Below are 22,161 nucleotides of genomic sequence, written 5' to 3'. Positions count from 1 at the left end.
CGTGGGCTCGGAGATGTGTATAAGAGACAKGGTTTCAACAGTCTGCTCCAGTCCGCCAAATCCAGGGCACGGGGCTATCGCACCCACAAGAATTTTATTAACATGGCTTACCTCGTACTGGGTAAGCTGGATCTCAAGCTACCCACTTAAAACAGCGAGGAACCCAGCAACTCGGCACGCCGGGGTAAAATAGCATAGGGAATAGTGTCAAGTTTGGGCAAACCATACTGTTGCTCAAGTATTCTATAGGCATCCAACATGAGTGCTGAAAGGCGATTAGCCCGTTCCAGAGCATTATCAAATTGTGCAATAGTTTCTTCAAAAAACCGTGAAAACCGGTCATAAATACCGACCGTAGTCCAGGCAGCCAACAACTCGGTACGTGCAGACATGACAATCTGATCAAGCTGTTCCAAAGAAAGCGCCTGTAATAACCAGGAATTGGCCGATTCCAGAAATTCTTGTTCTTTCAAGACAAAAGAATCACGATCACCGGCAAATGATCGCAACAGTTTTTGCTGCCTTTCCAGCAATCGCGGCAGCTGCTCGCCAGTTTGCGCCTGAAGCCGTTCCATACTTTCAATCTCGCCGCCGAGGTTCTTGATTTGCTCCTCCAAAAGCACCCGCTGATCAATAACCACTCTTTTAATCAGTCGTTGCGCACTATCAAGAATGGATTTGCACCTTCCTGGAATAAGCGTTTCTGCTATAGCCTCTTCCAGCTCTTTCAGTCCACTTCTGGCAGACAATTGATCATCATGCCGGATGCGACCTAATAGGCCTTTCTGAGCAGAAACGGCTATGACCTGATCAACATTTAGACCTAACTGCCCTGCAGTCTTTTCACGTTGGGATTGAACAACTGCAGACTCCTGTCCGGGATCTCGTAAGTCATCCCATAGCGTATCTACCTTATTCAATACCACCAACTGATTTTGTAAGGCATGGCGTCCGAGCGATTGTTCCCATATTGCGAGATCACTTTGAGTTACACCAGTATCGGCGCTCAGCACAAATATCAGAGCATCCGCACTACGCGCTGCCTCCAGGCCCAAATCCGCCTCGCTGCCCAAAGAGTTAAGACCCGGTGTGTCCAAGATGACCAATCCGGCCTCCAGAACCGGATGCGGCCATTGCAACAAGGCGTAACGCCAACGGGAAATCTTCACCATCCCTTCCCCACAAGAAGCACAGTGCGTTGTTGCTATATTCGAACCCAATTCTTTAATCTGCGGGCATAATCCATAACTTCGGGCTTCTTGCACTGAAACACAAAGAGTTTCTGTCAACTGTCCCATAAGCTTTGCACAATCGTTCAGGTCATCGGGATTCAATGGAGAAAAAGTCCACAGACCAGAATTTTTCTTTAATTTTTCTATTGAATCATTGAGTGTTCTACTGCGTATTGGTAACAATTGAAGCGAAGGCGGCGCCAAGCCATAAGTAATTTCAACCGGACACATAGTGGTCTGCCCGGGACCAGAGGGCATCAGACGCGCACCAAGATCTGAAAAAAACAGGGCATTAATGAGTTCGGATTTACCCCGCGCAAACTCACCAAAAAATGAAATACGCAGCTGATCTCCGGCGATTTCCCGGGATAGATTCTGCATCCGCAACATGGTACCACTAGGAAGAATTTCCAAATCGACAGAAAGCTTTGCTATTTGATCCACAGCATTTGCGATACGCATGCGCCATTGATGATATTCTCTCAGGTGTTCAATCAGCAACGGTAAGGCCATGATCATCTCTCCATCCAACATCCGGGGCATCTGAAATCGTCTTGTACAATTCCTAGGAAGTTGGCCACATTATAATGTAAAAAGGCGGGGTAACAACGAAAAAAACCAGCCAATAATTTCTTTTAAGTAATACGATGCAAAAAACCGGCGATAAGAACAAATAGAACAATGGGAAACAGCGTAGCCATTACCGGGCTGATCCCTCCAGACACACTGATATATCCAGACATCTCCGTCAAAAAGTGAAACCCCAGCCCGAGCACCAGTCCGGCCATCACCCTGGCGGCTAGCCCTCCACCACGGGGATTGCGGGTGACAAATGGGACCGCCAACAGAATCATGATCAGGCCTACCCACGGATAACTCAAGCGTCGCCAGAACGCCAAGGCAAAACGATTCATTTTAATTACCCCGGTTTGCAGATTCTGGTAGTTGCGCCAGAGCGTGGGCAGGGTCATGGTGCGCGTCGGATGGGCAAAACTGCTGAGCGTAGAAGGCGGCATTTTGATGTTCCAGAGCAAGCTTTGTTCATGCCGCATCTGTAACTGTTGCGGCGAAATCGTGGTCAACTCAACATTCTGCAATACCCAATGACCTGCCTCATAATATGCAGAAGCTGCGTGGGTCATGGTCTTCAGTCCCACCATCCCGGGACTTAGTGAGACGATGCGTACATCCTGCAGTATCTTGCCTGAATCACCCACTGCACCAATCTGAATGAGTTGCTTATCACGCCGCAACCAGAGCCCCTCATTTCCCATATTATGAAAACCGGCGCCGGGCTGACTGGCATTGGCCCACATGGCTTCAGATGCCGGAGCCGTAACAGGAATCACCCATTCTCCAAGGGCGAACATCAAAACCGTCCCCAGCAAGCCAACCAGCAACAAGGGCTGCTCCAGACGCCATAGGGACCAGCCGGACATGCGCAAGGCAATCACCTCAGAGTGGCCACTGAGAATACTCATCCAGACCAAGGCGCCAAGCAACAGGGCCAGAGGTATAACATCATAGGCAACTTCGGGCATTTGCAAAGCCGCGTACTGCATGAGTCGCGTCATATTCCAGATACCGTGCCCCGGCCCTGAAGCTTTGGCAATCAATTGGGCAACATAGACCAGCGCCAACAACAACAGCAATACAATACTGCTGTAGGCCAGCATGCCACGAAACAGCAGCCGATCAGCGCGTTTCATGCGCACTCTGACTGAACAATACAGGCAGCAAACCCAAATCCCGACTCCGGCGGAGAAACGTATAAAAAGCGATCAAGGCGATGCCCAGCACTACCCAGAGAAATCCCGGAAAAAGCGGCATTTTGCCCGCCATCATGTGCTCTTTTATATAGATCAGAACGTTATTTATCGCCAGCAGGAAGAGAACGCCAAGCAACATTCCGGCGGCTCGACCACCACCGCGCGGCTCGCTGTAAGCCAGTGGAATAGCTAACAATGCCAGAAGCGGCAGGGCAATAGGCCATATCAGACGCCATTGCAGCTCCGTCACCGCATAGCGCCTGTCCAGACCAGAAAAATGATCCACCAACTGGGTCAAGGATGCATTAGTCCAGCTGATTCCGCCAGCCTGGTTGCTACCATTGATAGCAGAATTGCCAAGCATCACCCGGTAACGCGCAAATGACAGCACCTTGAAACCATTTTGTCCGGGTTGACCGAGATAGCGCTGCCCATCAATAAGCACCAGACTGAGTGCGCCATCATCACCCGGTTTGATTTCCCCATAAGCTGCGGTTGCCATATCGGATTGTGTACCTTGGGCGATGGAGAGAAAAATTTCATGGTAACGGTGGGTATTTTTTCCGATGGCAGAACCCACATAAATCACCCGCCCCCCCGATAAGGAGGTGAAACTGCCGGGCTGCAGCATCGCTTCTGCAGCGACATTGGCCAGCCTTTCAGACTCCGACTGAAGCGTGCGTTGGGCTGCAGGCGCCCAAATCAACGCTAAACCCAGCTCCAGACAAAAAACAACCCCAGCCACCACGGCTACTGCAGGCAATAATCCTGTCAAACCAGTGCCTGTACTGCGAATTGCCACCATTTCATTGGAACGATACAAATTGTTGAATACCAGATATACCGCGAAAAAAAACGCAAGGGGCAACACTGTCACCAGCAGTGTTGGTAGTGCCAGCCCCAACAATTGCAGGACAACCGGTAACGGCAACTGCCCCGATGCGACCTGCTTCAGCAGTTGGGTCAATTGACCAATCGCCAGAATGGCCAGAATGACCAGACAGGTCAGCAGAAAGGTGACTGAAATATTACGGATAATCTGCAGATGGATGCGGGTCATGGACGATTCTCTTGTAATCCATCACTTGATTCACGGCGCCTTTGGGGCTTACTTTGTACACTTTCGTTCATATTGAATTCCTCAGTCACAGATTATCAGGAGATTTACCGTGGAGATAGCCATTCATGCCCTCAAGCCCAATACCGACAAAGTGGATTGCATCGTCGTCGGTGTTTATGAACACGGTATCCTGAGCCCTGCAGCCACCCTGGTGGATATAGCCTGTGACGGCGGCCTGCAGAAATTTATGGCGATGGGAGACTTCAGTGGCCAGTGTGGGGAAACCCAAATTCTCTATCAGCTACCCGGGTTGGCTACCCAGCGCGTGATGCTGCTGGGCTTGGGCACCCATGGCAAGCTTAAGGACAGCAAATTTCGCAAAGCGGTACAAAGTGCTGGCAAAGCCTTGCAGCAGGCGCAAATCAGCCAGGTCAGTTTTTATCTGCTGGAAACACCCGTTGCCCGTCGCTCACCCGCAGCTTTGAGCAAAATTGTAGTGCAGGCAGTCATGGATGCCGATTATCAGTTTGATCATCATAAGGAACCATCGGAAAAGCCCCGGCGCAGCCTGACCCATCTGCATTTAAATGTAGCTGGTGGCGCGGAAGAAGAAGCGGCTGTAAAACAGGCCAGTGCCGAAGCGCTGGCGACCGCGCGGGCAGTCGCCTGGGCGAAAGATCTGGCCAATGAACCCGGCAATATCTGTACCCCCACCTGGCTGGCACAACAGGCCGAAGCCATGGCGCAACGAACCGGAATCAAAAGCACCATTCTCGGTCCAGATGCCATGGAAGCACTGGATATGCGCTTATTACTGGGTGTTGCCCAGGGATCCCGTCAGGAACCACGCCTGATTATTCTGGAATACTGGGGAGGAAACGATGAACAGGCCCCCATTGTTTTTGTAGGCAAGGGCCTGACTTTTGACGCAGGGGGCATTTCTCTGAAGCCTGCTGACAAAATGGATGAAATGAAATATGACATGTGTGGAGGTGCTGCAGCTCTTGCTGCTATCCAGGCGGCTGCCGAACTGAAACTGCCCTTGAACATCATCACGGTAGTGCCTGCGTCTGAAAACCTGCCTGACGGCCAGGCCACCAAACCCGGTGATATTCACAAGAGCATGAAAGGGCTGACGGTAGAGGTCATTAATACAGATGCTGAAGGTCGCCTGATTCTCGCTGATGCCCTCACCTACGTTGAACGCTTCGAACCCGATGTCGTCATTGACATGGCCACCCTGACCGGTGCCTGTGTTATTGCCCTGGGGCACCAAACCGCCGCTGTGTTGGGTAACCACGAAGGGCTGGTTCATGATCTGATCAGCGCTGGCAAGGAAAGTATGGACCGCGCCTGGGAATTACCTCTTTTTGAAGAATACCACGAACAGCTGAAGAGCCCTTTTGCGGATCTTTCCAACGTCGGTGGTCGTCCGGCCGGAACCATTACTGCCGCCTGCTTTTTGTCGCGCTTCACGGAAAACTATCATTGGGCACACCTGGATATTGCGGGCGTAGCCTGGAAAAGCGGCGAAAATAAAAGTGCCACCGGGCGCCCCGTCCCTTTGCTGGTCGAATATCTTCTCAACCGATCCCGTCAAACTGCCTGAGGGTAGCACCTTGCCGGCTGCTTCCTTCTATGACCTGCCAGCTACCCTGCTGACACCGCAGGAACAATTACGCGCCATTTGTCGGGTCATCAACAAGGTCTGGCAAGTTGTTGGGGAAGCAGATATTCTCTGCGCAGATTTGGTAACCGCTCAGAGCGTGGACGACATGCTCTGGACTTTTCAAGCGGATGCTTTTATTCCTCATGGACTGGGGGCAAAGTATTCTGTGCGCATACACTACCAACAACCATGGCCGGATGCCTGCGTGGTTGCCGTGTTGTGTGCCTTGCAGAATCTTCCTGAGCCACTTCCGGCGTGTGAAAGACTGGTAGATTTTATTCCAGCCGAGAGCAACGCTCGCAACCTGGCAAGAGAGAGATATAAAACATTGAAGAACATCGGATACACTTTGCAGGTACATACCCTGGAAGCCTAACCGGAGATACCACAATGAATAAACAATCTGATCGCAAGGAACCAGTGCTTGAAGAATCACTGGAAGACAACGACGACGCGCCCTTGCTGCTTACCAAGGTTGTACGCGAAGGTTTACCTCCGCAGCTTTGGCGCCATGAAGAATCACCTTTCATGCCGGAACCCAATAGCGAATCCCATAAAACACCAGCATCCCTTGATGCCGGACAGGCCGATAAATTTTCGATGCAATGGGAAGAAGCTGAATCTGGCTCTACAGCCGTCGCTGACACAGAACAGGCTAAAATGTACACGCAAAGTGAAGCACGTTGGCAGCCAGCAGAAACAGCCAATCCGCAGCAGGACTTTGAAGACCGCGACCTGGAAGCAGCACTTAAGCGTATGCGCCAGGGACTCATGCAGTTTACCAGCTCCAGATCCGAGCCTACATTTGGAGAAAAAAGTGATTCCGATTTCGCAGATCAATCCATTACCGGTCTGGTCAGCGAACACCTGAAGCCTGCACCAATAAATCCGGAACCCGCTGAAAAACCAATACGGTTTGAAGAGGATATTGGCGAATCGCCAGTGTCTGAAGCCTTGCAACCTGAGCACATTATCAATGAAACTGCAGAGAGCAATCCCGAACCCGCCGAAGAACCTGTTGAGGAAGTAACTGTAGATGCTACCAGGGTTGAGCCGGAGGCTTCCATTACAGATACGGCCGCAGATGCGGCAATTAAGCCATCCGTCGAAGAACATCAAGAAGAAGAACATCAAGAATTTGTGGAAGGACATCCAGTACAGGAACCCGAGCCATCACCTGTGCCAGAAAAAACTCCTCTTGATCTTGATTTCCTGAAAGATTTTGAGCAATTACTGTTTCAGGAAATAGAAAGACGGGTCATTAACGAGATGGAAGAACAGATGATTCAGCATCTGCAGAAAGTCTGGAAAGAACAGGTCAGTCTGACCTTGATGCGCACGCTGGCACTGGAAGGCATTAAATTGCGCGAAAGTCTTGCCCAGGAAATGCGCGCTTCCCTACCTGAAATTCTTCAGCGGGTACTGCATAATGGCCTGGAACAAATCACCCCCACCGAACCTGACTGATGAAGGCTCATGACTGACCATTTAGACCGCCCCTTCGCCCCCGCCGAAATAGAACAGACCTGTTACCAACGCTGGGAGGAACTTGGAATATTCCAGCCTCAGCCCGGGCAAAACCCCTACTGCATCATGTTGCCGCCACCCAATGTCACCGGCACCCTGCATATGGGGCATGCGTTTCAGGATACCCTCATGGATATTCTTGTCCGGGTTCACCGGATGCGCGGCGAAGAAACACTTTGGCAACCCGGCACCGACCACGCCGGAATTGCCACACAAATGCTGGTGGAACGCCAGATTGTGCAGGAGGGTGGTGACCGTCATCAGATGGGGCGCAGCGCTTTTCTAGAGAAAGTCTGGGAATGGCGTCATGCGTCAGGGGGGCATATTACCCGACAGATGCGCCGTCTGGGCGCCTCCTGTGACTGGTCGCGGGAACGCTTCACCCTCGATAGCGGTTTATCGCAAGCGGTCACCGAAGTATTTGTGCAACTTCACGATGAAGGCCTCATCTATCGTGGCAAACGTCTGGTCAACTGGGATCCGGTCCTACGCACCGCAGTATCGGACCTGGAAGTACTCAGTGAGGAAGAAGACGGTTTTCTCTGGCACATTCGTTATCCGCTGAGCGATGGCAGTGGTTCTCTGGTGGTGGCGACCACCCGTCCGGAAACCCTGCTGGGAGACGCCGCTGTTGCTGTGCATCCCGACGACCCACGTTATGCCGCCCTGATTGGCAAAACTCTGCGTCTGCCCATCATGGGGCGAGAAATTCCGGTCATTGCCGATCATTATGTGGATCCGGAATTTGGCTCGGGCTGTGTCAAAATCACCCCGGCCCATGATTTCAATGACTATCAGGTGGGTCAGCGTCACCATTTACCCCTGATCAACGTATTCACCCCCGATGCCCGTATTCGGGACAGCCTTGAGATATTCAGCAGCGCAGAATCCACTCCGGCCGAAGAAATTCCAAGCGCACTCAAAGGACTGGACCGCTATGCTGCGCGCAAGCAGATACTGGCCCAACTGGAAAGCGAAGGACTGCTGGTACAGACAGACGCGCACAAACTGATGGTGCCGCGTGGCGATCGTTCCCAGGCGGCCATTGAACCCTATTTGACGGATCAGTGGTATGTAAAAGTGGCACCACTGGCTGAACCCGCCATCAAGGCCGTAGAAGAAGGCCGGATTCGCTTTGTGCCGGAAAACTGGAACAAAACCTATTTTGACTGGATGAACCGGATTGAAGACTGGTGTATTTCCCGGCAGCTCTGGTGGGGACACCAGATTCCGGCCTGGTATGGACCCGACGGGCACATATTTGTCGCACGCCACGAAGCGGAAGCCCACAGTCAGGCCAGCCGCCATTACGGGATGCCCGTGGTCCTCGAACGGGATCCCGATGTGCTCGACACCTGGTTCAGCTCCGCCCTCTGGCCATTTACAACTCTTGGCTGGCCGGAAAAAACACCGGATCTCGCGCGCTTTTATCCGGGTAGCGTTCTCGTTACCGGATTCGACATTATTTTCTTTTGGGTCGCACGCATGATCATGATGGGTTTACGCTTCATGGATGAAGTACCCTTCCAGGAAGTGTACATCCATGGCCTGGTCCGCGATGCCGAAGGCCAGAAAATGAGTAAATCCAAGGGCAACGTGCTGGATCCCATCGATTTGATCGATGGAATCAGCCTGGAAGATCTGGTTGCCAAACGCACCAGGGGACTCATGCAGCCGCAAATGGCTGCCAAAATCGAAAAATCCACGCGCAAGGAATTTGCCGAGGGGATTCCCGCCTTCGGAACTGACGCCCTGCGTTTTACCTTTACTGCTCTGGCCACCCAGGGTCGGGACATCAAATTTGATTTGAAACGCGTGGAAGGTAACCGTAATTTCTGCAACAAACTCTGGAATGCCGCGCGTTTTGCCATGATGCAGGTTCCCGAAATCAGCCTGCTGCACGGCGAGAGAGAACTGATGGCCCCGGAACGCTGGATTATCGGACGCCTGCAGCACTGTGAAGCAACGGTAAACACCGCCATTGATCAGTATCGCTTTGCCGATGCTGCCCACGCACTGTACCAATTTTTCTGGAATGATTACTGCGACTGGTACATTGAACTCTGCAAACCGGTGCTGCGTGAAGACAGCCCGTTTACGGCGGCGCAGCAATGCGGAACCCGCAACACCCTGTTGCGGGTACTGGAAGCCGGTTTACGTCTGCTGCATCCGGTGATGCCGTTCATCAGTGAAGAACTCTGGCAGCGCATTGCACCCATGCTCGACAAAGGCGGTAGCAGCATTGCTGTAGCGCCCTACCCCATAGCCGATCTGCAACGTGTGGATCCCGAGGCCGATGCCGATACGGAGTGGCTCATCAATGCCATTCGCGCCGTACGCTCCGTTCGTGGTGAGATGGACATCCCGCCCAGCAAATTACTGCCAGTTTTGTTGCAAGGCGGCGTTGCCCGGGATCGTACCCGTGCAGAGCACTACCAACACTGGCTGTTTGCCCTGGCCCGTTTAATCAGTCTGGAATGGCTGTCAGACAGCGAAGAAGCCCCCCCGGCCGCTCTGCAACTGCTGGGAGATCTGAAAGTCCTGGTCCCTCTGGCCGGGGTCATAGATGTGGGTGCTGAGCGGGCACGTTTGCACAAGGAACAGCAACGTCTGGAATCCGACCGGGGTAAAACCCTCGGTAAACTGGGCCAGGAAAGTTTTCGTAGCCGTGCTCCCGCCGAAGTCGTCGCCAAGGAAGAAGAGCGTTTGCGGGAAATTGAAGCGGCCCTGCAGCAACTGGAGGAACAGGCAGCACGACTGGAGTTGCTCTGAACATGGCGGATTCCGAGTCTCGCCAAACACATTACTACCCCCTCGAACTGCTCTTTGGCAAGGTCTTTTCGCCTTTCGAGCAGTTTTTGCGACGCGCGACAGCAGGTGGAATTATTCTCATTGTCGCGACACTGCTGACCCTGTTCCTCAGCAATTCCCCCTGGCATCAGTCCTATCACCTGTTTTGGGAAAATCATTTCGGCATCCATTGGGGTCATTGGATACTCGACCAGAGTCTGCACCACTGGATCAATGACGGACTGATGGTCGTGTTCTTTTTTGTGGTCGGTCTGGAATTAAAACGGGAATTTCTGGTAGGAGAATTATCTTCCCTACGGGACGCAGCCCTGCCCATTATTGCCGCAGGGGGCGGGATGCTGGTACCTGCACTGATATATCACCAAATCAATCCCAGCGGGCCTGCCGCCGAAGGCTGGGGAATTCCCATGGCCACAGACATTGCCTTTGCCATTGGCATCCTGGTTTTACTGGCCTGGCGGATCCCGCGTAACCTGATTGTATTTCTGACCGCTCTGGCTATTGCCGATGATCTTGGCGCAGTACTGGTCATTGCTATTTTTTACACGCCATCACTGAATGTTTCGGCATTGATCATCGCCGGCTTGATTCTGCTGGCCTTGATTCTGCTTAACCAGAGTGGCGTTCGCAAAGTTCTGCCTTACCTGATTCTGGGGCTGCCTTTCTGGTATTTTGTGATGCTCTCCGGCATTCATGCCACGGTCGCCGGCATTCTGCTCGCCTTCACCATCCCTGCACGGGGACGGGTTCGTCCTGACCAACTGGCGGACACCCTCAGCGCCCGCAGTGAAAACCTGCGCGATACCATCATTCACAGCAAACGGCTTGATCCGCTGGTCAACGGCAAGCTCGCGGGCATCATTCAAAGCATTGAACACAGCAGTGCCGAGGCCATTGCCCCGCAACAACATCTGGAACATCGCCTCCAGCCCTGGGTAACTTTTGCCGTGATTCCCATTTTTGCGCTGGCCAATGCCGGCATCAATTTCGCCCACATCAGCATTGAAATGCTGCTCAGCCGGGTCACGTTGGGTATTTTTCTGGGACTGGTGCTCGGGAAATTTGTCGGCATTTCCCTGGCAAGCTGGCTGGCCATCAAAATCAGAATGGCCCGCATGCCCAGCGGGGTGAGTTGGCCCCATCTTCTTGGTGCTGCCGGTCTGGCCGGGGTCGGCTTCACCATGTCTCTATTTATCAGTGACCTGGCCTTTAAAGATGCATTGCTGGTAGAAGAAGCCAAGTTGGGCATTTTACTGGCTTCATTGACTGCCGCCTGCGCAGGATTAATCTGGCTGTTTTGGGTAGGCAGCAAAACCAAGGAGTTGGAATGATTCCTGAAGACCTCATAGATGTCGTCAAACAGGCCCTTCGCGAAGACCTCGGGAGCGGTGATCTGACCGCTGCACTCATTCCCGAAGCGCAGACACTCCAGGCCCGCATCATCAGTCGTGAGCCGGGGGTTCTCTGTGGACAACCCTACGCCACGGCCACGTTTGCGGCACTTTCCAAGCAACTGAAGCTACACTGGGAGGTTGCTGAAGGGAGCGCCGTCGCCGCCGATCAGGTGCTGTGCCACCTCGAAGGCCCAGCCCGCGCCCTCCTCAGCGCCGAGCGTTGCGCCCTGAACTTTCTCCAGACCCTGTCGGGCACCGCAACGGCCGTGCATCATTTTGTAGAATTGCTGAAGGGCAGCAGGACCCGCCTGCTGGACACCCGCAAGACCATACCCGGCTTACGTCAGGCACAAAAATATGCGGTGCGTGTGGGTGGCGGGCACAACCATCGGCTGGGGCTGTTTGACGGGATTCTCATCAAGGAAAATCACATTGCCGCCTGTGGTGGCATTACGGCGGCGCTGAGTGCTGCCAGGTCCCTTGCTCCGGCCCTGACCCGCACCGAAATTGAGGTGGAAAATCTGGAACAACTCGAAGAAGCTTTGGTGGCAGGGGCGGACATGATCCTGCTCGATAATTTCGGGCTGGAATCCCTGCGCCAGGCCGTGCAGAGAGTGGCCGGAAAAATTCCTCTGGAAGCTTCGGGGAATATGGGCATCCACAACATAGCCGCTGTGGCCGCTACCGGCGTCGATTTTATCTCTGTCGGCAGCCTTACCCGGAATTTACAGAGCCTGGATTTATCCCTGCGCTATTTTTAGCTCAGGCGCGGGCTTCTGCATCAAGGCTGCGCAGCGTCTCATCGGCGCCCGCAGCAGCGGTCAGGTCAGCGACATTTTCCTTGGTGAAAAACCCCTGAAATCCACCAAAACGCTGCACGTATTCAATAATCAGGGAAGAGTGCTCGGAAGCACTGGAAAAAATCTGTTTCAAGCCTTCCTGCTCCGAACCGATGACCTGCAACAGAAACTTCTGCCCGCAATTTCGCAGAGCGTCCACCACATAATCAATGTTGATCTGATCCTGGGTACGTCCGTCTTGCACGCCCACGGCAATGTGATGCAGGCGGGGGCCAAAATTACGCACAAAGGCCTCGGTGGGCGAAGGCTGACCAATCAAATGATTGCAAAAATAAGGATGATTGGCAGCGGTAAACACCTTGGCAGGACTATTCAACACATTTTCATAATGCACGCTTTTGGTAACATTGGTAGAAGAGTTCTGGTCGGGAATATCGTAAGAACCCCAGTAGTAATAACTGGACAGAGTCAGATATTCGAGAATGGCGGCTTCCCGGTTCTGACTGTATACCCGGGTTGCCAGATGATCGATGGGCAGCAGTAATTGCTCCAGACCCAGTTGTTCTCGTAACACTTTGGCTTGTTCAAAAGCCACCTGCATATCATCGCGAATGGAAGACACGCCGAGGGAATAAACGCGGATGTCATCATCAGGCCGTTCCCAGTAACCGACAATATTGTGGGTATAGGGAGAAGGTTTGACGATAACCATATTGCCCGGCAACTCCAGGTGCCGCACCTGCTCCTGATTAAAAAACCGAACTTCGCGGTTTTTTTGTACGGCAACTACTTCATGGAGATTTTTGACCTGAAAGACTTCTCCCATGTATCGCGAGTTGGGACGCTTGGCCCCCACTGGATACACCTCGTTCAGGCTGCGGAAAATACCATGCAGATTGGGATCTTTCACTTCACGAACCAACACATCGGGCGCATTCATATCAATGCGGAGAATGTGGGTGGAATGCTGATCGGTTTCGAGGGTGACCAGATAATTGTAAGGCGTCATCAAACACAATTCATGCACATAAGCGGCAGAATGTCCCGGCTCTACCGTAATCATCAGCGCATCGATGCGGCCAATATTTTCCGTAAGCCCCTGGCGATCGCGATCTTCCAACAGGCGCCCTAACCATTCTTCAAAAAAAGCCGAATTCTGCTTGTCACCCTGCCGCTGAAAATCTATTGATGCTTTCATCCACCACCCCGATTCGCCTTCAAACACTGCTTGTCAGTTTAACGCGCTGAACTCATTTTCCCAAACCGGACGTATGCTTTATTGACAAGATACCGTTTGGTCGGTATCTTCCAAGCTTATGATGACTATGAGCCAACGTAAAACGCGTAATCCCGAACAGACCCGCAACGATCTTCTGGATGCTGCTTACCACGAAATTCTGGAATCCGGCTTTCAGGCTGCGAGTCTGGAGCGTATCCTCGCCAACACTTCTGTAAGCAAAGGGGCGCTTTATCATCATTTTGGTACCAAGCGCGATCTCGGGCTCGCGGTCATTGAAGAAGTGATCGGGCCGCAACTGGAAGAGCGCTGGTTTACCATGCTCGCCCAACACGATAATCCCATCATTGGTCTGTACAATCTCATCGCAGAGAAAATTTCCCAAGCGGATGAATCCGTTATTCGCTATGGTTGCCCGCTCAACAACCTGATTCAGGAAATGAGTCCTCTGGATGAATCCTTTCGGCAGGGTCTGCAAAAAATCATTGAACGTTGGGTAGAAGTCGTCACACAGGCACTCAAGGAAGGTCAATCCGCAGGTCAGGTACGTCAGGACTCGAATCCCGAGGATATCGCCCTTTATGTTGTTGCTTCCATTGAAGGCTGTGTCGGGCTGGGCAAAAACGCCCAATCCATCGACGCCTACCAACGTTGCCTCCGGCAACTACAAGTTTATATTCAGTCTTTAGCGGTCTGATCCCGTAACAATCCCCCCTTCCCTTTTTTCATGCTCGAATAAGGAGGTAGAGTGATGTCTGAAATTCATTCCGAATGGCTACAACTGGAAAATGGTCCCCGCGCCTGGTACGCCCGCCCCGGCGGCAACGGCCCGCATCCTGGCGTCGTCATATTTATTGAAGCTTTTGGCGTAAACAGCCATTTTCAGGAAGTAGCCGAACGATTTGCCAGGGCGGGATACTGCGCCATCGTCCCCGATTTGTATCATGGCAAGGTGTACGAATATGCCGACTTTGAAAATGCCATCGCGCACCTTAAAACCCTGAAAGATGATCTGGCCATGCAGGAAGCGGGGCTGGCCATTGCCGAACTGCAAAAACGTCCCGAAGTCATGAAGCACGCCATCGGCGCTGTCGGCTTTTGTATGGGCGGCCGCTTTGCGTTCATGGCCAATGCCGTACATGCCGACAAAATCGGCGCGTCCGTCGCCTTTTATGGCGGTGGCATTGCCCCGGATAAGGATCCGGCCGGACGCCAACCGCTCCTGCATCTGGTCGAGCAGATGCGCGCCCCGCTGCTACTCCTTTACGGGGCCGAAGATCAATCCATCACCCCGGAAGAACATGGACGCATTGCCGCAGCCCTCAGCACCGCCAAAAAGCGTTATACCCTTACGCTGTTCCCCGGTGCTCCCCACGGGTTTTTTGCCGACCCGCGTGACAGCTATCGTCCCGAAGCTGCCGCCGAAGGCTGGCGCCTTACCATGGATCATTTCAGTCAGCATCTTGGAGGGCAGGCATGAGTCACAAACTGTTCACACCCTGGACCCTGCGCAGCATCACGCTGCGCAACCGCATTGTCGTCGCCCCCATGTGTCAGTACTCCACCCCGGACGGGGTAGCCGGTGACTGGCACATGGTTCACCTCGGCAGCCGCGCGGTGGGTGGCGCCGGACTGGTCATGGCCGAAGCCAGCGCTGTAAGTCCCGAGGGTCGCATTTCTCCGCGCGATCTGGGTATCTGGAACGACTCCCAAGCCGAAGCTCTGGCACCCATCGTCCGCTTCATGAAAAAACAGGGGGCCGTAGCTGCCATACAAATTGCCCATGCCGGACGCAAGGCCTCTACTCAGGCCCCCTTTGCCGGCGGCGCACCTATCGCGCCTGATGCGGAACAGGGTTGGCAACCTTATGGCCCCAGCCCGCTGCCTTTCAGTCCGGCTCACACGGTACCCGAGGCCATGACTGCTCAGGATATCGAAAAGGTCCGCAAGGACTTTGTGGCTGCTGCACAAAGAGCGCTCCATGCCGGATTTGAAGTTCTCGAACTGCACATGGCCCATGGTTACCTCCTGCACAGCTTTCTTTCGCCCATCAGTAATCATCGGGATGACGCCTATGGTGGCAGCCTCGAAAACCGGATGCGTCTGCCCCTGGAAATCACCGATGCCGTGCGCGCGGTCTGGCCCGACCATCTGCCTCTGTGGGTTCGCATTTCGGCCACAGACTGGGTACCCGGTGGCTGGGATCTGGAACAATCCGTCGCCCTGGCCAAGCAGTTGCAGGCAAGAGCTGTGGACGTTATTGACTGTAGCAGCGGCGGAATGACCCCTGATGCGGTCATTCCGGCTGGCCCTGGCTTTCAGACGCCCTTCGCACAACAAATACGCGAACAAACCGGATTACCCACTGTTGCCGTCGGACTGATTACCGAAGCCATGCAGGCCGAACATATTCTGCTTACAGAACAAGCCGATGGTATCGCCCTTGCCCGGGAATTACTCCGCAATCCTTACTGGCCCCTGCACGCCGCCCGGGAACTGGGAGTAGACTTGCCTTGGCCAGAACAATACGATCGGGCCAAATTGCGCTAAAACGTCGCTTATCTCTCCACAGGGAGGGGTTAAGTGAATCGCCGGGATGGGTTGCCATCCCGGTTTTTACATTCTGGAGCCACAGCCTGATGCCTTCCCCCAAAAAACCGGTGACACTCTGGCCTTTGGCTGCACTGGCCCTGTTGTCCATAATCTGGGGATATAACTGGGTCGTCATGAAAGTCGCCATAAGCGACTGCCCACCCCTGCTGTTTGCCACTCTGCGCGTTTGGCTAAGTGTCATCGTCCTGATTCCCCTGATCATCTGGCTGAAAAGACCACTGCGGATGCCCTCAGCCCGCTATATCATTCCCTTCGGCCTGTTGCAAACCACCGGCTTTATTGGGCTTGCCCTCTGGGCGCTGGAATACGGCGGCGCCGGAAAAACGGCCATTCTGGTCTACATGATGCCGCTTTGGCTGATTGTGTTTGCCTGGCCTCTACTCGGCGAGAAATTGCACGGATTACAATGGCCCGCCGTGCTATTGGCCCTGTTGGGTCTGATTGCCATTCTGAAGCCCTGGAGTTTCGACGGCGAATGGACTGGCAGCGTGATTGCACTGATTTCGGGCATTTTGTGGGCCAGTTCCGCCCTCTGGCAAAAGCGTTATGCGCCCCCCGACATGGATTTATTCAACAGTACTTTGTGGCAAACCATTTTCGGCGGACTCGGGCTGATTGCCATGACCTTGTTTATTGACCCGCTGACGGTTCATTGGACACCCGTATTTGTCGGTGCCCTGCTTTATAATGCTATTCCCGGTACTGCTCTGGCCTATTTTCTCTGGGCCTACGCCTTGCAGAAACTGCCCTCGGGAATCGCGGGCATGGGCACCCTGGCAGCGCCGCTGATTGGCGTCGTTGCCGCCTGGCTGCAATTGGGAGAAACTCCGGGAGGCTGGGAAGGTGTGGGAATGGTCTGCATTTTTGTCGCACTGGCTTTGGTCAGCTGGCAACACCTGCGCCCCCGTGAACAGGAAAACGCTATTTTGCCAACGGGTCAGGAATAAATCGAAAATTTTGGATGTTAAAGTCCTTTTCGCGTCTGCTCTTATTCCAGCATTTTGCGCAATTGCTGACCAGTCGCACGCTTCACCGGTTTTCCATCCACAGGCGAAGCGGGACTGCGCCGGTCTTCATCCAGCGCAAAAATGACCAGACGAATCTCCGTGTCTGCGTAGTCAATTTTCAGGCAGGGATAATCTTGCGCCGGGGCATCGCCAAAATGCAGGCGCTGCCAGCTTTCTTCATAAGGTGTTTTCTGGTCCATCAAAAAGAAAATGACCGTCTCAGGGGCATCCGCAAATAAATGCAGGGTAATTGCCGCATGGCGCGTAGCCGTACCATTCAACACCGGGCCGGTCAGACGCGGCTGAAACACCTCCAGCCACTGCATGGCTTTCAGCGCCCGCTCGCGCAGTTCGCGCAAATCCACCGCATGGGCAGGTCCGTGAAAAAGCTGCAGGCGGGCATGTAATTCCGATTCTATCTCACTATTATTCGGCCAGTGGTGCTGAGCATCCCCCCCCGCACCCAAACGCCGCGCCGCTTTTTCCTTGGCCACCCGAAAATCCACGACGCCCTCCTCCGCCATGATCCGCGCCGACTCCACAGCCAGCAAACGGCGTAAACGATGGGGTTGCTGTGACTTGCTCATGCTCGGTACTCCGATGATTGTCGCCAGAGACTATTCCGCATAAGATAGCGCGTAAGCGAGAGTGGCGGAATTGGTAGACGCACTGGATTTAGGTTCCAGCGCCGCACGGCGTGGGAGTTCGAGTCTCCCCTTTCGCACCAAATACTTACGGAAAGATGGGCTGTGAAATTTGAATTTGCGTGTAAATTTTGTGTAAGATAGGTTTTCATCGGCACAAAGTGAGCATGAAATATGGCATCCATCCGTCCACGATATGACGATCAAGGCGAACACATAGGCTGGCAAGTTCGCATTACCCGCAAGGGGTTTCCCCAACAGAATAAGATGTTTCGTACACGACGCGAAGCGGAAACATGGGCTGCTACCATTGAATCGCAAATGTTGCGCGGTTCATGGATCGACATGGCGGAAGCGGATAGTACAACGCTTTCCGAGGCACTTGATCGATACGGCAAAGAAGTTTCCATCTTGAAGAAATCCGGCAAGATTGAATTGTACCGCATCGGCAAACTCAAAACAGACAAGATCAGCAAGCTGTATTTGTCGCAAATTCGCGGGGCTGATTTAGCTGAATATCGCGATCGTCGTTTGGCAGAAGGACTTTCCGTGAGTTCTGTTCGTCTTGAACTTGCCATCATTTCCAATCTGTACACGGTCGCCATGAAAGAGTGGCGCATGGAAGGTTTGCGGAATCCGGTGTTAGCGGTACGAAAACCATCACCGGGCAAAGCACGGGATCGGCGGTTGTCTCTCATTGAAGAAAAGAAGCTGTTAGCCGAATGTGCCCCGTCATTAAAATCTATTGTATTATTTGCTCTGGAAACCGGCATGCGGCGGGGTGAGATACGAAAACTGCTATGGAAAGATGTAAATTTTGAAAAATGTACCGCACAACTCTTTGACACCAAAAATGGCGAAGATCGGTTTATTCCATTATCCAGTCGTGCCCTTGCTGTTTTGAAAGCATTACCACGCGATACCGGCGATAAAGTGTTTCCGGGTGCAGACATTTCCCATTCGTTTGCTGCGGCACGCAAACGGGCGGATATCGAGGATTTACATTTTCACGATCTCCGCCATGAGGCCACCAGCAGACTGTTTGAGAAAGGCTTTAATCCTGTGGAAGTCAGTGCTATAACAGGACATAAAACTTTGCAGATGCTCAAGCGGTACACGCACCTGAAGGCTGAGGATTTGGCAAAAAGGATGGGGTAAATCACTGCAGGTTGAATTCTGTTATAACATTTACAAGGACGGTAAAAATGGTGTGGATAATAACATGCAACAAGAATAATGGTGCTGTTGGAACATTATCAGGGGAACCTATGATGTTTAACACTAAACAAGAAGCGCATAATTGGATATTGACGAATAAGGAATCATTTCCCGATTGCAAGTTTTGCCCAGAAGAGCTCATACAGAATAATCAGGGAATAATAAATCCAATATCAATGGTTATTGAATCAAACGAACCTCCTAACATTTCAGGGTATCAACTTTATATATTCGATGTTACGAATTTTTAAGGTTTGTTAATTCGTAAAGATTAAATTGTGCATAGATCATGTCAATAAATAAGGAAGCACATAATGGAAACATATCAGTATTCAAGCGAATTCAAGGCTGCGCAACAGAAAACCTGCGATCTTGGTTACCAATTAGACAATTTAAAAAAATACACAATATCCACAGGCTTTCAGGAATTACTTGATGAAGAAACTTCAATAATAGTTAACACATTATACCGAACTTTTGATAAATATAAAGAACTCGGTTTTTCTCCGGTCAATAAATTTAGAACAGACTGTTTTGGAATTCATATGTTAATTTACGAATACTTACAAACAGAGCATATCAATTCAACAATAACATTAGGTAGTATAGAATATGATGGGAAAAGTTATTTTGAAGCACCGCTTCTTAATTATATTCAAGGTACAACGCAAATCCCAATGGATGAAAAGGTAAATATGCCCGTAATCAGCGCACATGCCTGGATCACGATTGAAGATAGAATAATTATCGATGCGACAATTGGATCGTATCTTATTAATCCACAAAACGACAACCAATGTCTTGGTAAATTGATATATGGAGATATTGGTAAACTCTACACAAGAGAAATACAAAGTAAATATGAGTATTGCAATGAGAATAAGGAAATAGATTTGTTGCTACTGACATATCATCCAGTTGTAACCGGCATTAATGTATTTAAATATTTATTTTCTATTGATTGAAAAGAGACTAAATACAACTTTTCGGTCATAACAAACATTTCCAAACACACGCTAAGGAGCACAAAATGGGTATTATGGATTTTTTGGTAGGTAAGGAAATTGGGACACAACAGGCACGGAATAAACAGCAAAATGCGGATACGGCTGTGCGTAGTGCGCGTCATGATGCCGATGTTGCCGAGATGCAAGTGGACTACTCCCATAACGCGGCACTAGCCATTGCGGTTGAACTCAAAAATACCCGCGAAGAATTAGCTATTACCAGAAAACGTTTTTTTAAGGAGCGCCAAAAACGTAAGGGTTGGCAAAAATCGGCAGAATTTCGCAAACTGTCTTTATTGAACCGTGGCGTTACGGAAGAACAGATTTATGCAGAGCAGGATCAGTTTTCTGCCGATAAAGAAATCAATGGTAGAACCAATCAAAAAATTGATGCGGTATCTGCAGAGTTGGATGCGGAATTCAGTGGAGAAACAGCCCCAAGCACATCAAATAACCTTTCGATGAATTAAACAAAAGGGGCATTTGCCCCATTTGTTCTAAAGATACATACATTTCATCACCCATTCACGGTTTAATCACGATCAATCATCCGGCGATGGAAGCTCTGCCCCATCGCCATTCTTTAACCACTTCCGAATAGCCCGCACCTGTTCATCCGTCAGCCAAAATGAATATTGATTTAACCCCTTATCCATCTGTTTTTGCCGAAATGTCCTTGCGTTTTCCCTGATCTGCGATCGCCTGTATTCCGTTAATTTACCCATTATTTACACTCCTTTTTGTTCGTCAATCATCAATAATCATCTCGCTCTGGCATAATCGAACGAATTTTATCATTCATTTGATTTGCAATCTGCGTAAAACTCTGTGTCTGCATACCGCCGTTTTCATCCTGCTTATGCATAAGTGTAGCGATTTGCGATACCGCGTTTTCATCATTAAAATCATGGGCTGTCAAGAGATGCCCTGTAAGTACAATGGCAAACGGTAAGGCCATAGCAATAAAAATATGGCGACGGATTAAATCAAGGATAAATTCAAACATTGGTGCATCTCCTTTAACAATGAGCAACAAGTTATACTGCTTTGTTTCTCTGATTACTACTATACAGTATTTATATTGATGTGCAAAGCATTATTTGATGGTTTTCGATGGTTTATTGGCGATGGGGAATCACCCTTACTAATAGTACGAGTCATATAAATCAAGGAAGCCCAAAGTTGGACGCCCGCGTAAATATGCAACGCGAAAAGAAGCGGTTAAAGCAGCACAAGCGGCTTATCGGGAACGGCAAAAGGCACGAAAAGAATCACCGGATGTTCAGAGCACAATTATTGATTTATCCGCTGTCCAGCCATGGAAAGTTGGGAAATCATGATTTTTGATGCCTTGCCTGAAAAAATTGCCGCCATGTAAGCTCTGTACGGCATTAAAACGATACGGGATAGCCTACCATACCAGAAGCACAATAAAATGCGTTGTGGGGCTTGTATGGCGGTTTAATGGATTTTGGGGCTGTTTTGGGGTTATTTTAGGCACAATTTCCGCCCTTGTTTGGTTTTTTGGTGAACAGCGGCATGGGATAGGGTACCGATCAGGATATGGGCACAAATTCGGAATCCTGCACATTTTTGTTGTTTGCGGCTTTTATTCTGGCACAAATTTGCGGGCATGGGCGCGATGGCGTAGCCCATCGCTGCCCTGCATAGGCACAATATAAAAAAGCAAGGGCGCAAGCCCGCCGCTTTTGTTTCATGTACAGCTTTTGCTTTTTGTTTTTTGGTTGGGCACAGGCTTTCATCGAGCAACGGCGGCGATAGCTGCTGTTGCGAAGTGCAGAGAAAAGAGACGCGCCAGCGGCTCCTTTTCTCATCGTACTTCGAAGCATTAACAAAAATATTTAGCATCCACCCAAATCCTAAGCATCCACCCAACAAAAAAGGGGCGAAACCATCAGCCCCCAATAACACCACGAACAACGAAAAACCTATAATTTTAATGCGGCACAATTAAACACATGATAACAATAAAAACCGCAATCCCTCCAATCCATCGAACCGTTTCCGCCGCACTTTCTGTTGCCGAATCCTGCATCATTTGCATGAATTCCCGCGTTATTTGTTGACGCTTTTGTTTACGCATACGCGCCTTTTTAATGCGCATTTCCTCTTGATCATCTTCTGCCAAATCCATGAATCAATCTCCTTCTTG

General features: G+C 51.2%; 22 protein-coding genes and 1 tRNA gene. 14 read left to right on the top strand and 9 right to left on the bottom strand.

From position 1 onward, the window contains the following. Positions 1 to 146 precede the first annotated feature (146 nt). From H7F08_RS09070 to lptF, 3 genes are all read right to left on the bottom strand, one after another. Positions 147 to 1,733, bottom strand: a complete 1,587-nt coding sequence (locus tag H7F08_RS09070) for a dynamin family protein (RefSeq protein ID WP_227487847.1) — start codon at positions 1,731 to 1,733, stop codon at positions 147 to 149. A gap of 134 nt (positions 1,734 to 1,867) precedes the next feature. Continuing rightward, on the bottom strand, positions 1,868 to 2,941 hold the full coding sequence (gene lptG / locus H7F08_RS09065; protein WP_010638620.1) for an LPS export ABC transporter permease LptG: 1,074 nt from the start codon (positions 2,939 to 2,941) through the stop codon (positions 1,868 to 1,870). Further along, positions 2,928 to 4,061 (bottom strand): LPS export ABC transporter permease LptF, encoded by a 1,134-nt coding sequence (gene lptF, locus H7F08_RS09060; RefSeq protein ID WP_193640387.1) that lies wholly within the window; start codon positions 4,059 to 4,061, stop codon positions 2,928 to 2,930. The genes lptG and lptF overlap by 14 nt, the downstream gene beginning before the upstream one ends. A gap of 109 nt (positions 4,062 to 4,170) precedes the next feature. Between lptF and H7F08_RS09055 the strand changes: the two genes are divergently transcribed. From H7F08_RS09055 to nadC, 6 genes are read left to right on the top strand one after another with little or no spacing between them, the layout of a single operon-like run. Continuing rightward, the gene (locus tag H7F08_RS09055) at positions 4,171 to 5,670 is read left to right on the top strand and encodes a leucyl aminopeptidase (protein WP_010638618.1); all 1,500 of its coding nucleotides are present in this window, start codon (positions 4,171 to 4,173) and stop codon (positions 5,668 to 5,670) included. Positions 5,671 to 5,680: 10 nt separating this feature from the next. After that, complete coding sequence (locus H7F08_RS09050) at positions 5,681 to 6,106, top strand: DNA polymerase III subunit chi (protein WP_193640386.1); 426 nt, start codon at positions 5,681 to 5,683, stop codon at positions 6,104 to 6,106. A gap of 14 nt (positions 6,107 to 6,120) precedes the next feature. Beyond that, entirely contained in the window at positions 6,121 to 7,197 is a 1,077-nt protein-coding gene (locus H7F08_RS15490) for a hypothetical protein (protein WP_226831114.1), read from the top strand. A 9-nt stretch (positions 7,198 to 7,206) separates the two neighbouring features. Next, positions 7,207 to 10,029, top strand: coding sequence for a valine--tRNA ligase (locus H7F08_RS09040; protein ID WP_193640385.1), 2,823 nt, complete (start codon positions 7,207 to 7,209; stop codon positions 10,027 to 10,029). 2 nt (positions 10,030 to 10,031) lie between these two features. Beyond that, positions 10,032 to 11,399: a Na+/H+ antiporter NhaA gene (gene nhaA / locus H7F08_RS09035; protein ID WP_193640384.1), complete on the top strand. Its 1,368-nt coding sequence runs from the start codon at positions 10,032 to 10,034 to the stop codon at positions 11,397 to 11,399. Then, a complete protein-coding gene (gene nadC / locus H7F08_RS09030; RefSeq protein ID WP_193640383.1) occupies positions 11,396 to 12,223 on the top strand; it encodes a carboxylating nicotinate-nucleotide diphosphorylase in 828 nt (275 codons plus the stop codon). The genes nhaA and nadC overlap by 4 nt, the downstream gene beginning before the upstream one ends. 1 nt (position 12,224) lies before the next feature. On the opposite strand, the gene H7F08_RS09025 is transcribed toward nadC, so the two are convergent. Beyond that, on the bottom strand, positions 12,225 to 13,460 hold the full coding sequence (locus tag H7F08_RS09025) for a hypothetical protein (RefSeq protein WP_010638610.1): 1,236 nt from the start codon (positions 13,458 to 13,460) through the stop codon (positions 12,225 to 12,227). Between the two features lie 127 nt (positions 13,461 to 13,587). Between H7F08_RS09025 and H7F08_RS09020 the strand changes: the two genes are divergently transcribed. The 4 genes from H7F08_RS09020 to H7F08_RS09005 all read left to right on the top strand — a co-directional run bounded on the left by H7F08_RS09020 (position 13,588) and on the right by H7F08_RS09005 (position 17,059). Then, the gene (locus H7F08_RS09020) at positions 13,588 to 14,196 is read left to right on the top strand and encodes a TetR/AcrR family transcriptional regulator (protein WP_193640382.1); all 609 of its coding nucleotides are present in this window, start codon (positions 13,588 to 13,590) and stop codon (positions 14,194 to 14,196) included. 54 nt (positions 14,197 to 14,250) lie between these two features. Further along, the gene (locus H7F08_RS09015; protein ID WP_193640381.1) at positions 14,251 to 14,979 is read left to right on the top strand and encodes a dienelactone hydrolase family protein; all 729 of its coding nucleotides are present in this window, start codon (positions 14,251 to 14,253) and stop codon (positions 14,977 to 14,979) included. Next, on the top strand, positions 14,976 to 16,049 hold the full coding sequence (locus H7F08_RS09010; protein WP_024894423.1) for an NADH:flavin oxidoreductase/NADH oxidase: 1,074 nt from the start codon (positions 14,976 to 14,978) through the stop codon (positions 16,047 to 16,049). Before H7F08_RS09015 ends, H7F08_RS09010 begins: the two co-directional genes overlap by 4 nt. Before the next feature lie 89 nt (positions 16,050 to 16,138). Then, a complete protein-coding gene (locus tag H7F08_RS09005) occupies positions 16,139 to 17,059 on the top strand; it encodes a DMT family transporter (protein WP_193640380.1) in 921 nt (306 codons plus the stop codon). Positions 17,060 to 17,100: 41 nt separating this feature from the next. On the opposite strand, the gene H7F08_RS09000 is transcribed toward H7F08_RS09005, so the two are convergent. Next, on the bottom strand, positions 17,101 to 17,706 hold the full coding sequence (locus tag H7F08_RS09000; protein ID WP_075322897.1) for a nucleotidyltransferase: 606 nt from the start codon (positions 17,704 to 17,706) through the stop codon (positions 17,101 to 17,103). Between the two features lie 55 nt (positions 17,707 to 17,761). Between H7F08_RS09000 and H7F08_RS08995 the strand changes: the two genes are divergently transcribed. The 4 genes from H7F08_RS08995 (at position 17,762) to H7F08_RS08980 (ending at position 20,458) form a co-directional block, all read left to right on the top strand. Then, a tRNA-Leu gene (locus tag H7F08_RS08995) sits at positions 17,762 to 17,846 on the top strand. A gap of 91 nt (positions 17,847 to 17,937) precedes the next feature. After that, positions 17,938 to 18,921, top strand: a complete 984-nt coding sequence (locus H7F08_RS08990; protein WP_193640379.1) for a site-specific integrase — start codon at positions 17,938 to 17,940, stop codon at positions 18,919 to 18,921. A 374-nt stretch (positions 18,922 to 19,295) separates the two neighbouring features. Then, a complete protein-coding gene (locus H7F08_RS08985; protein WP_193640378.1) occupies positions 19,296 to 19,946 on the top strand; it encodes a hypothetical protein in 651 nt (216 codons plus the stop codon). A gap of 65 nt (positions 19,947 to 20,011) precedes the next feature. Further along, positions 20,012 to 20,458, top strand: a complete 447-nt coding sequence (locus H7F08_RS08980) for a hypothetical protein (RefSeq protein ID WP_193640377.1) — start codon at positions 20,012 to 20,014, stop codon at positions 20,456 to 20,458. 72 nt (positions 20,459 to 20,530) lie between these two features. Here the strand turns inward: H7F08_RS08980 and H7F08_RS08975 are convergent, their stop codons facing one another. The 4 genes from H7F08_RS08975 to H7F08_RS08960 form a co-directional block, all read right to left on the bottom strand. Next, positions 20,531 to 20,713, bottom strand: coding sequence for a hypothetical protein (locus H7F08_RS08975; RefSeq protein ID WP_193640376.1), 183 nt, complete (start codon positions 20,711 to 20,713; stop codon positions 20,531 to 20,533). Between the two features lie 29 nt (positions 20,714 to 20,742). After that, positions 20,743 to 20,994 carry a hypothetical protein gene (locus H7F08_RS08970; protein ID WP_193640375.1) on the bottom strand — a complete coding sequence of 84 codons (252 nt, stop codon included), beginning with the start codon at positions 20,992 to 20,994 and terminating at the stop codon, positions 20,743 to 20,745. 482 nt (positions 20,995 to 21,476) lie between these two features. Then, positions 21,477 to 21,857, bottom strand: a complete 381-nt coding sequence (locus tag H7F08_RS08965) for a hypothetical protein (RefSeq protein WP_193640374.1) — start codon at positions 21,855 to 21,857, stop codon at positions 21,477 to 21,479. A gap of 88 nt (positions 21,858 to 21,945) precedes the next feature. Beyond that, positions 21,946 to 22,143 (bottom strand): hypothetical protein, encoded by a 198-nt coding sequence (locus H7F08_RS08960; protein ID WP_193640373.1) that lies wholly within the window; start codon positions 22,141 to 22,143, stop codon positions 21,946 to 21,948. Between the last annotated feature and the right edge of the window lie 18 nt (positions 22,144 to 22,161).

Origin of the sequence: Acidithiobacillus sp. HP-11, assembly GCF_015100075.1 — a bacterium.
Taxonomy (GTDB): Bacteria; Pseudomonadota; Gammaproteobacteria; order Acidithiobacillales; family Acidithiobacillaceae; genus Acidithiobacillus; species Acidithiobacillus thiooxidans.
This window is presented reverse-complemented; position numbering and strand designations above follow the sequence as displayed.

Bases quoted from the DNA above. Each gene is read 5' to 3' on its own strand.
- nadC (WP_193640383.1), top strand. From the start codon at position 11,396: ATGATTCCTGAAGACCTCATAGATGTCGTCAAACAGGCCCTTCGCGAA.
- H7F08_RS09025 (WP_010638610.1), bottom strand. From the start codon at position 13,460: ATGAAAGCATCAATAGATTTTCAGCGGCAGGGTGACAAGCAGAATTCG.
- H7F08_RS08960 (WP_193640373.1), bottom strand. From the start codon at position 22,143: ATGGATTTGGCAGAAGATGATCAAGAGGAAATGCGCATTAAAAAGGCG.
- H7F08_RS09040 (WP_193640385.1), top strand. From the start codon at position 7,207: ATGACTGACCATTTAGACCGCCCCTTCGCCCCCGCCGAAATAGAACAG.
- H7F08_RS08985 (WP_193640378.1), top strand. From the start codon at position 19,296: ATGGAAACATATCAGTATTCAAGCGAATTCAAGGCTGCGCAACAGAAA.
- H7F08_RS15490 (WP_226831114.1), top strand. From the start codon at position 6,121: ATGAATAAACAATCTGATCGCAAGGAACCAGTGCTTGAAGAATCACTG.
- H7F08_RS09010 (WP_024894423.1), top strand. From the start codon at position 14,976: ATGAGTCACAAACTGTTCACACCCTGGACCCTGCGCAGCATCACGCTG.
- H7F08_RS08980 (WP_193640377.1), top strand. From the start codon at position 20,012: ATGGGTATTATGGATTTTTTGGTAGGTAAGGAAATTGGGACACAACAG.
- H7F08_RS08970 (WP_193640375.1), bottom strand. From the start codon at position 20,994: ATGTTTGAATTTATCCTTGATTTAATCCGTCGCCATATTTTTATTGCT.
- H7F08_RS08965 (WP_193640374.1), bottom strand. From the start codon at position 21,857: ATGCTAAATATTTTTGTTAATGCTTCGAAGTACGATGAGAAAAGGAGC.
- lptF (WP_193640387.1), bottom strand. From the start codon at position 4,061: ATGACCCGCATCCATCTGCAGATTATCCGTAATATTTCAGTCACCTTT.
- H7F08_RS09015 (WP_193640381.1), top strand. From the start codon at position 14,251: ATGTCTGAAATTCATTCCGAATGGCTACAACTGGAAAATGGTCCCCGC.
- H7F08_RS09020 (WP_193640382.1), top strand. From the start codon at position 13,588: ATGAGCCAACGTAAAACGCGTAATCCCGAACAGACCCGCAACGATCTT.
- H7F08_RS08990 (WP_193640379.1), top strand. From the start codon at position 17,938: ATGGCATCCATCCGTCCACGATATGACGATCAAGGCGAACACATAGGC.
- H7F08_RS08975 (WP_193640376.1), bottom strand. From the start codon at position 20,713: ATGGGTAAATTAACGGAATACAGGCGATCGCAGATCAGGGAAAACGCA.
- H7F08_RS09000 (WP_075322897.1), bottom strand. From the start codon at position 17,706: ATGAGCAAGTCACAGCAACCCCATCGTTTACGCCGTTTGCTGGCTGTG.
- nhaA (WP_193640384.1), top strand. From the start codon at position 10,032: ATGGCGGATTCCGAGTCTCGCCAAACACATTACTACCCCCTCGAACTG.
- lptG (WP_010638620.1), bottom strand. From the start codon at position 2,941: ATGAAACGCGCTGATCGGCTGCTGTTTCGTGGCATGCTGGCCTACAGC.
- H7F08_RS09005 (WP_193640380.1), top strand. From the start codon at position 16,139: ATGCCTTCCCCCAAAAAACCGGTGACACTCTGGCCTTTGGCTGCACTG.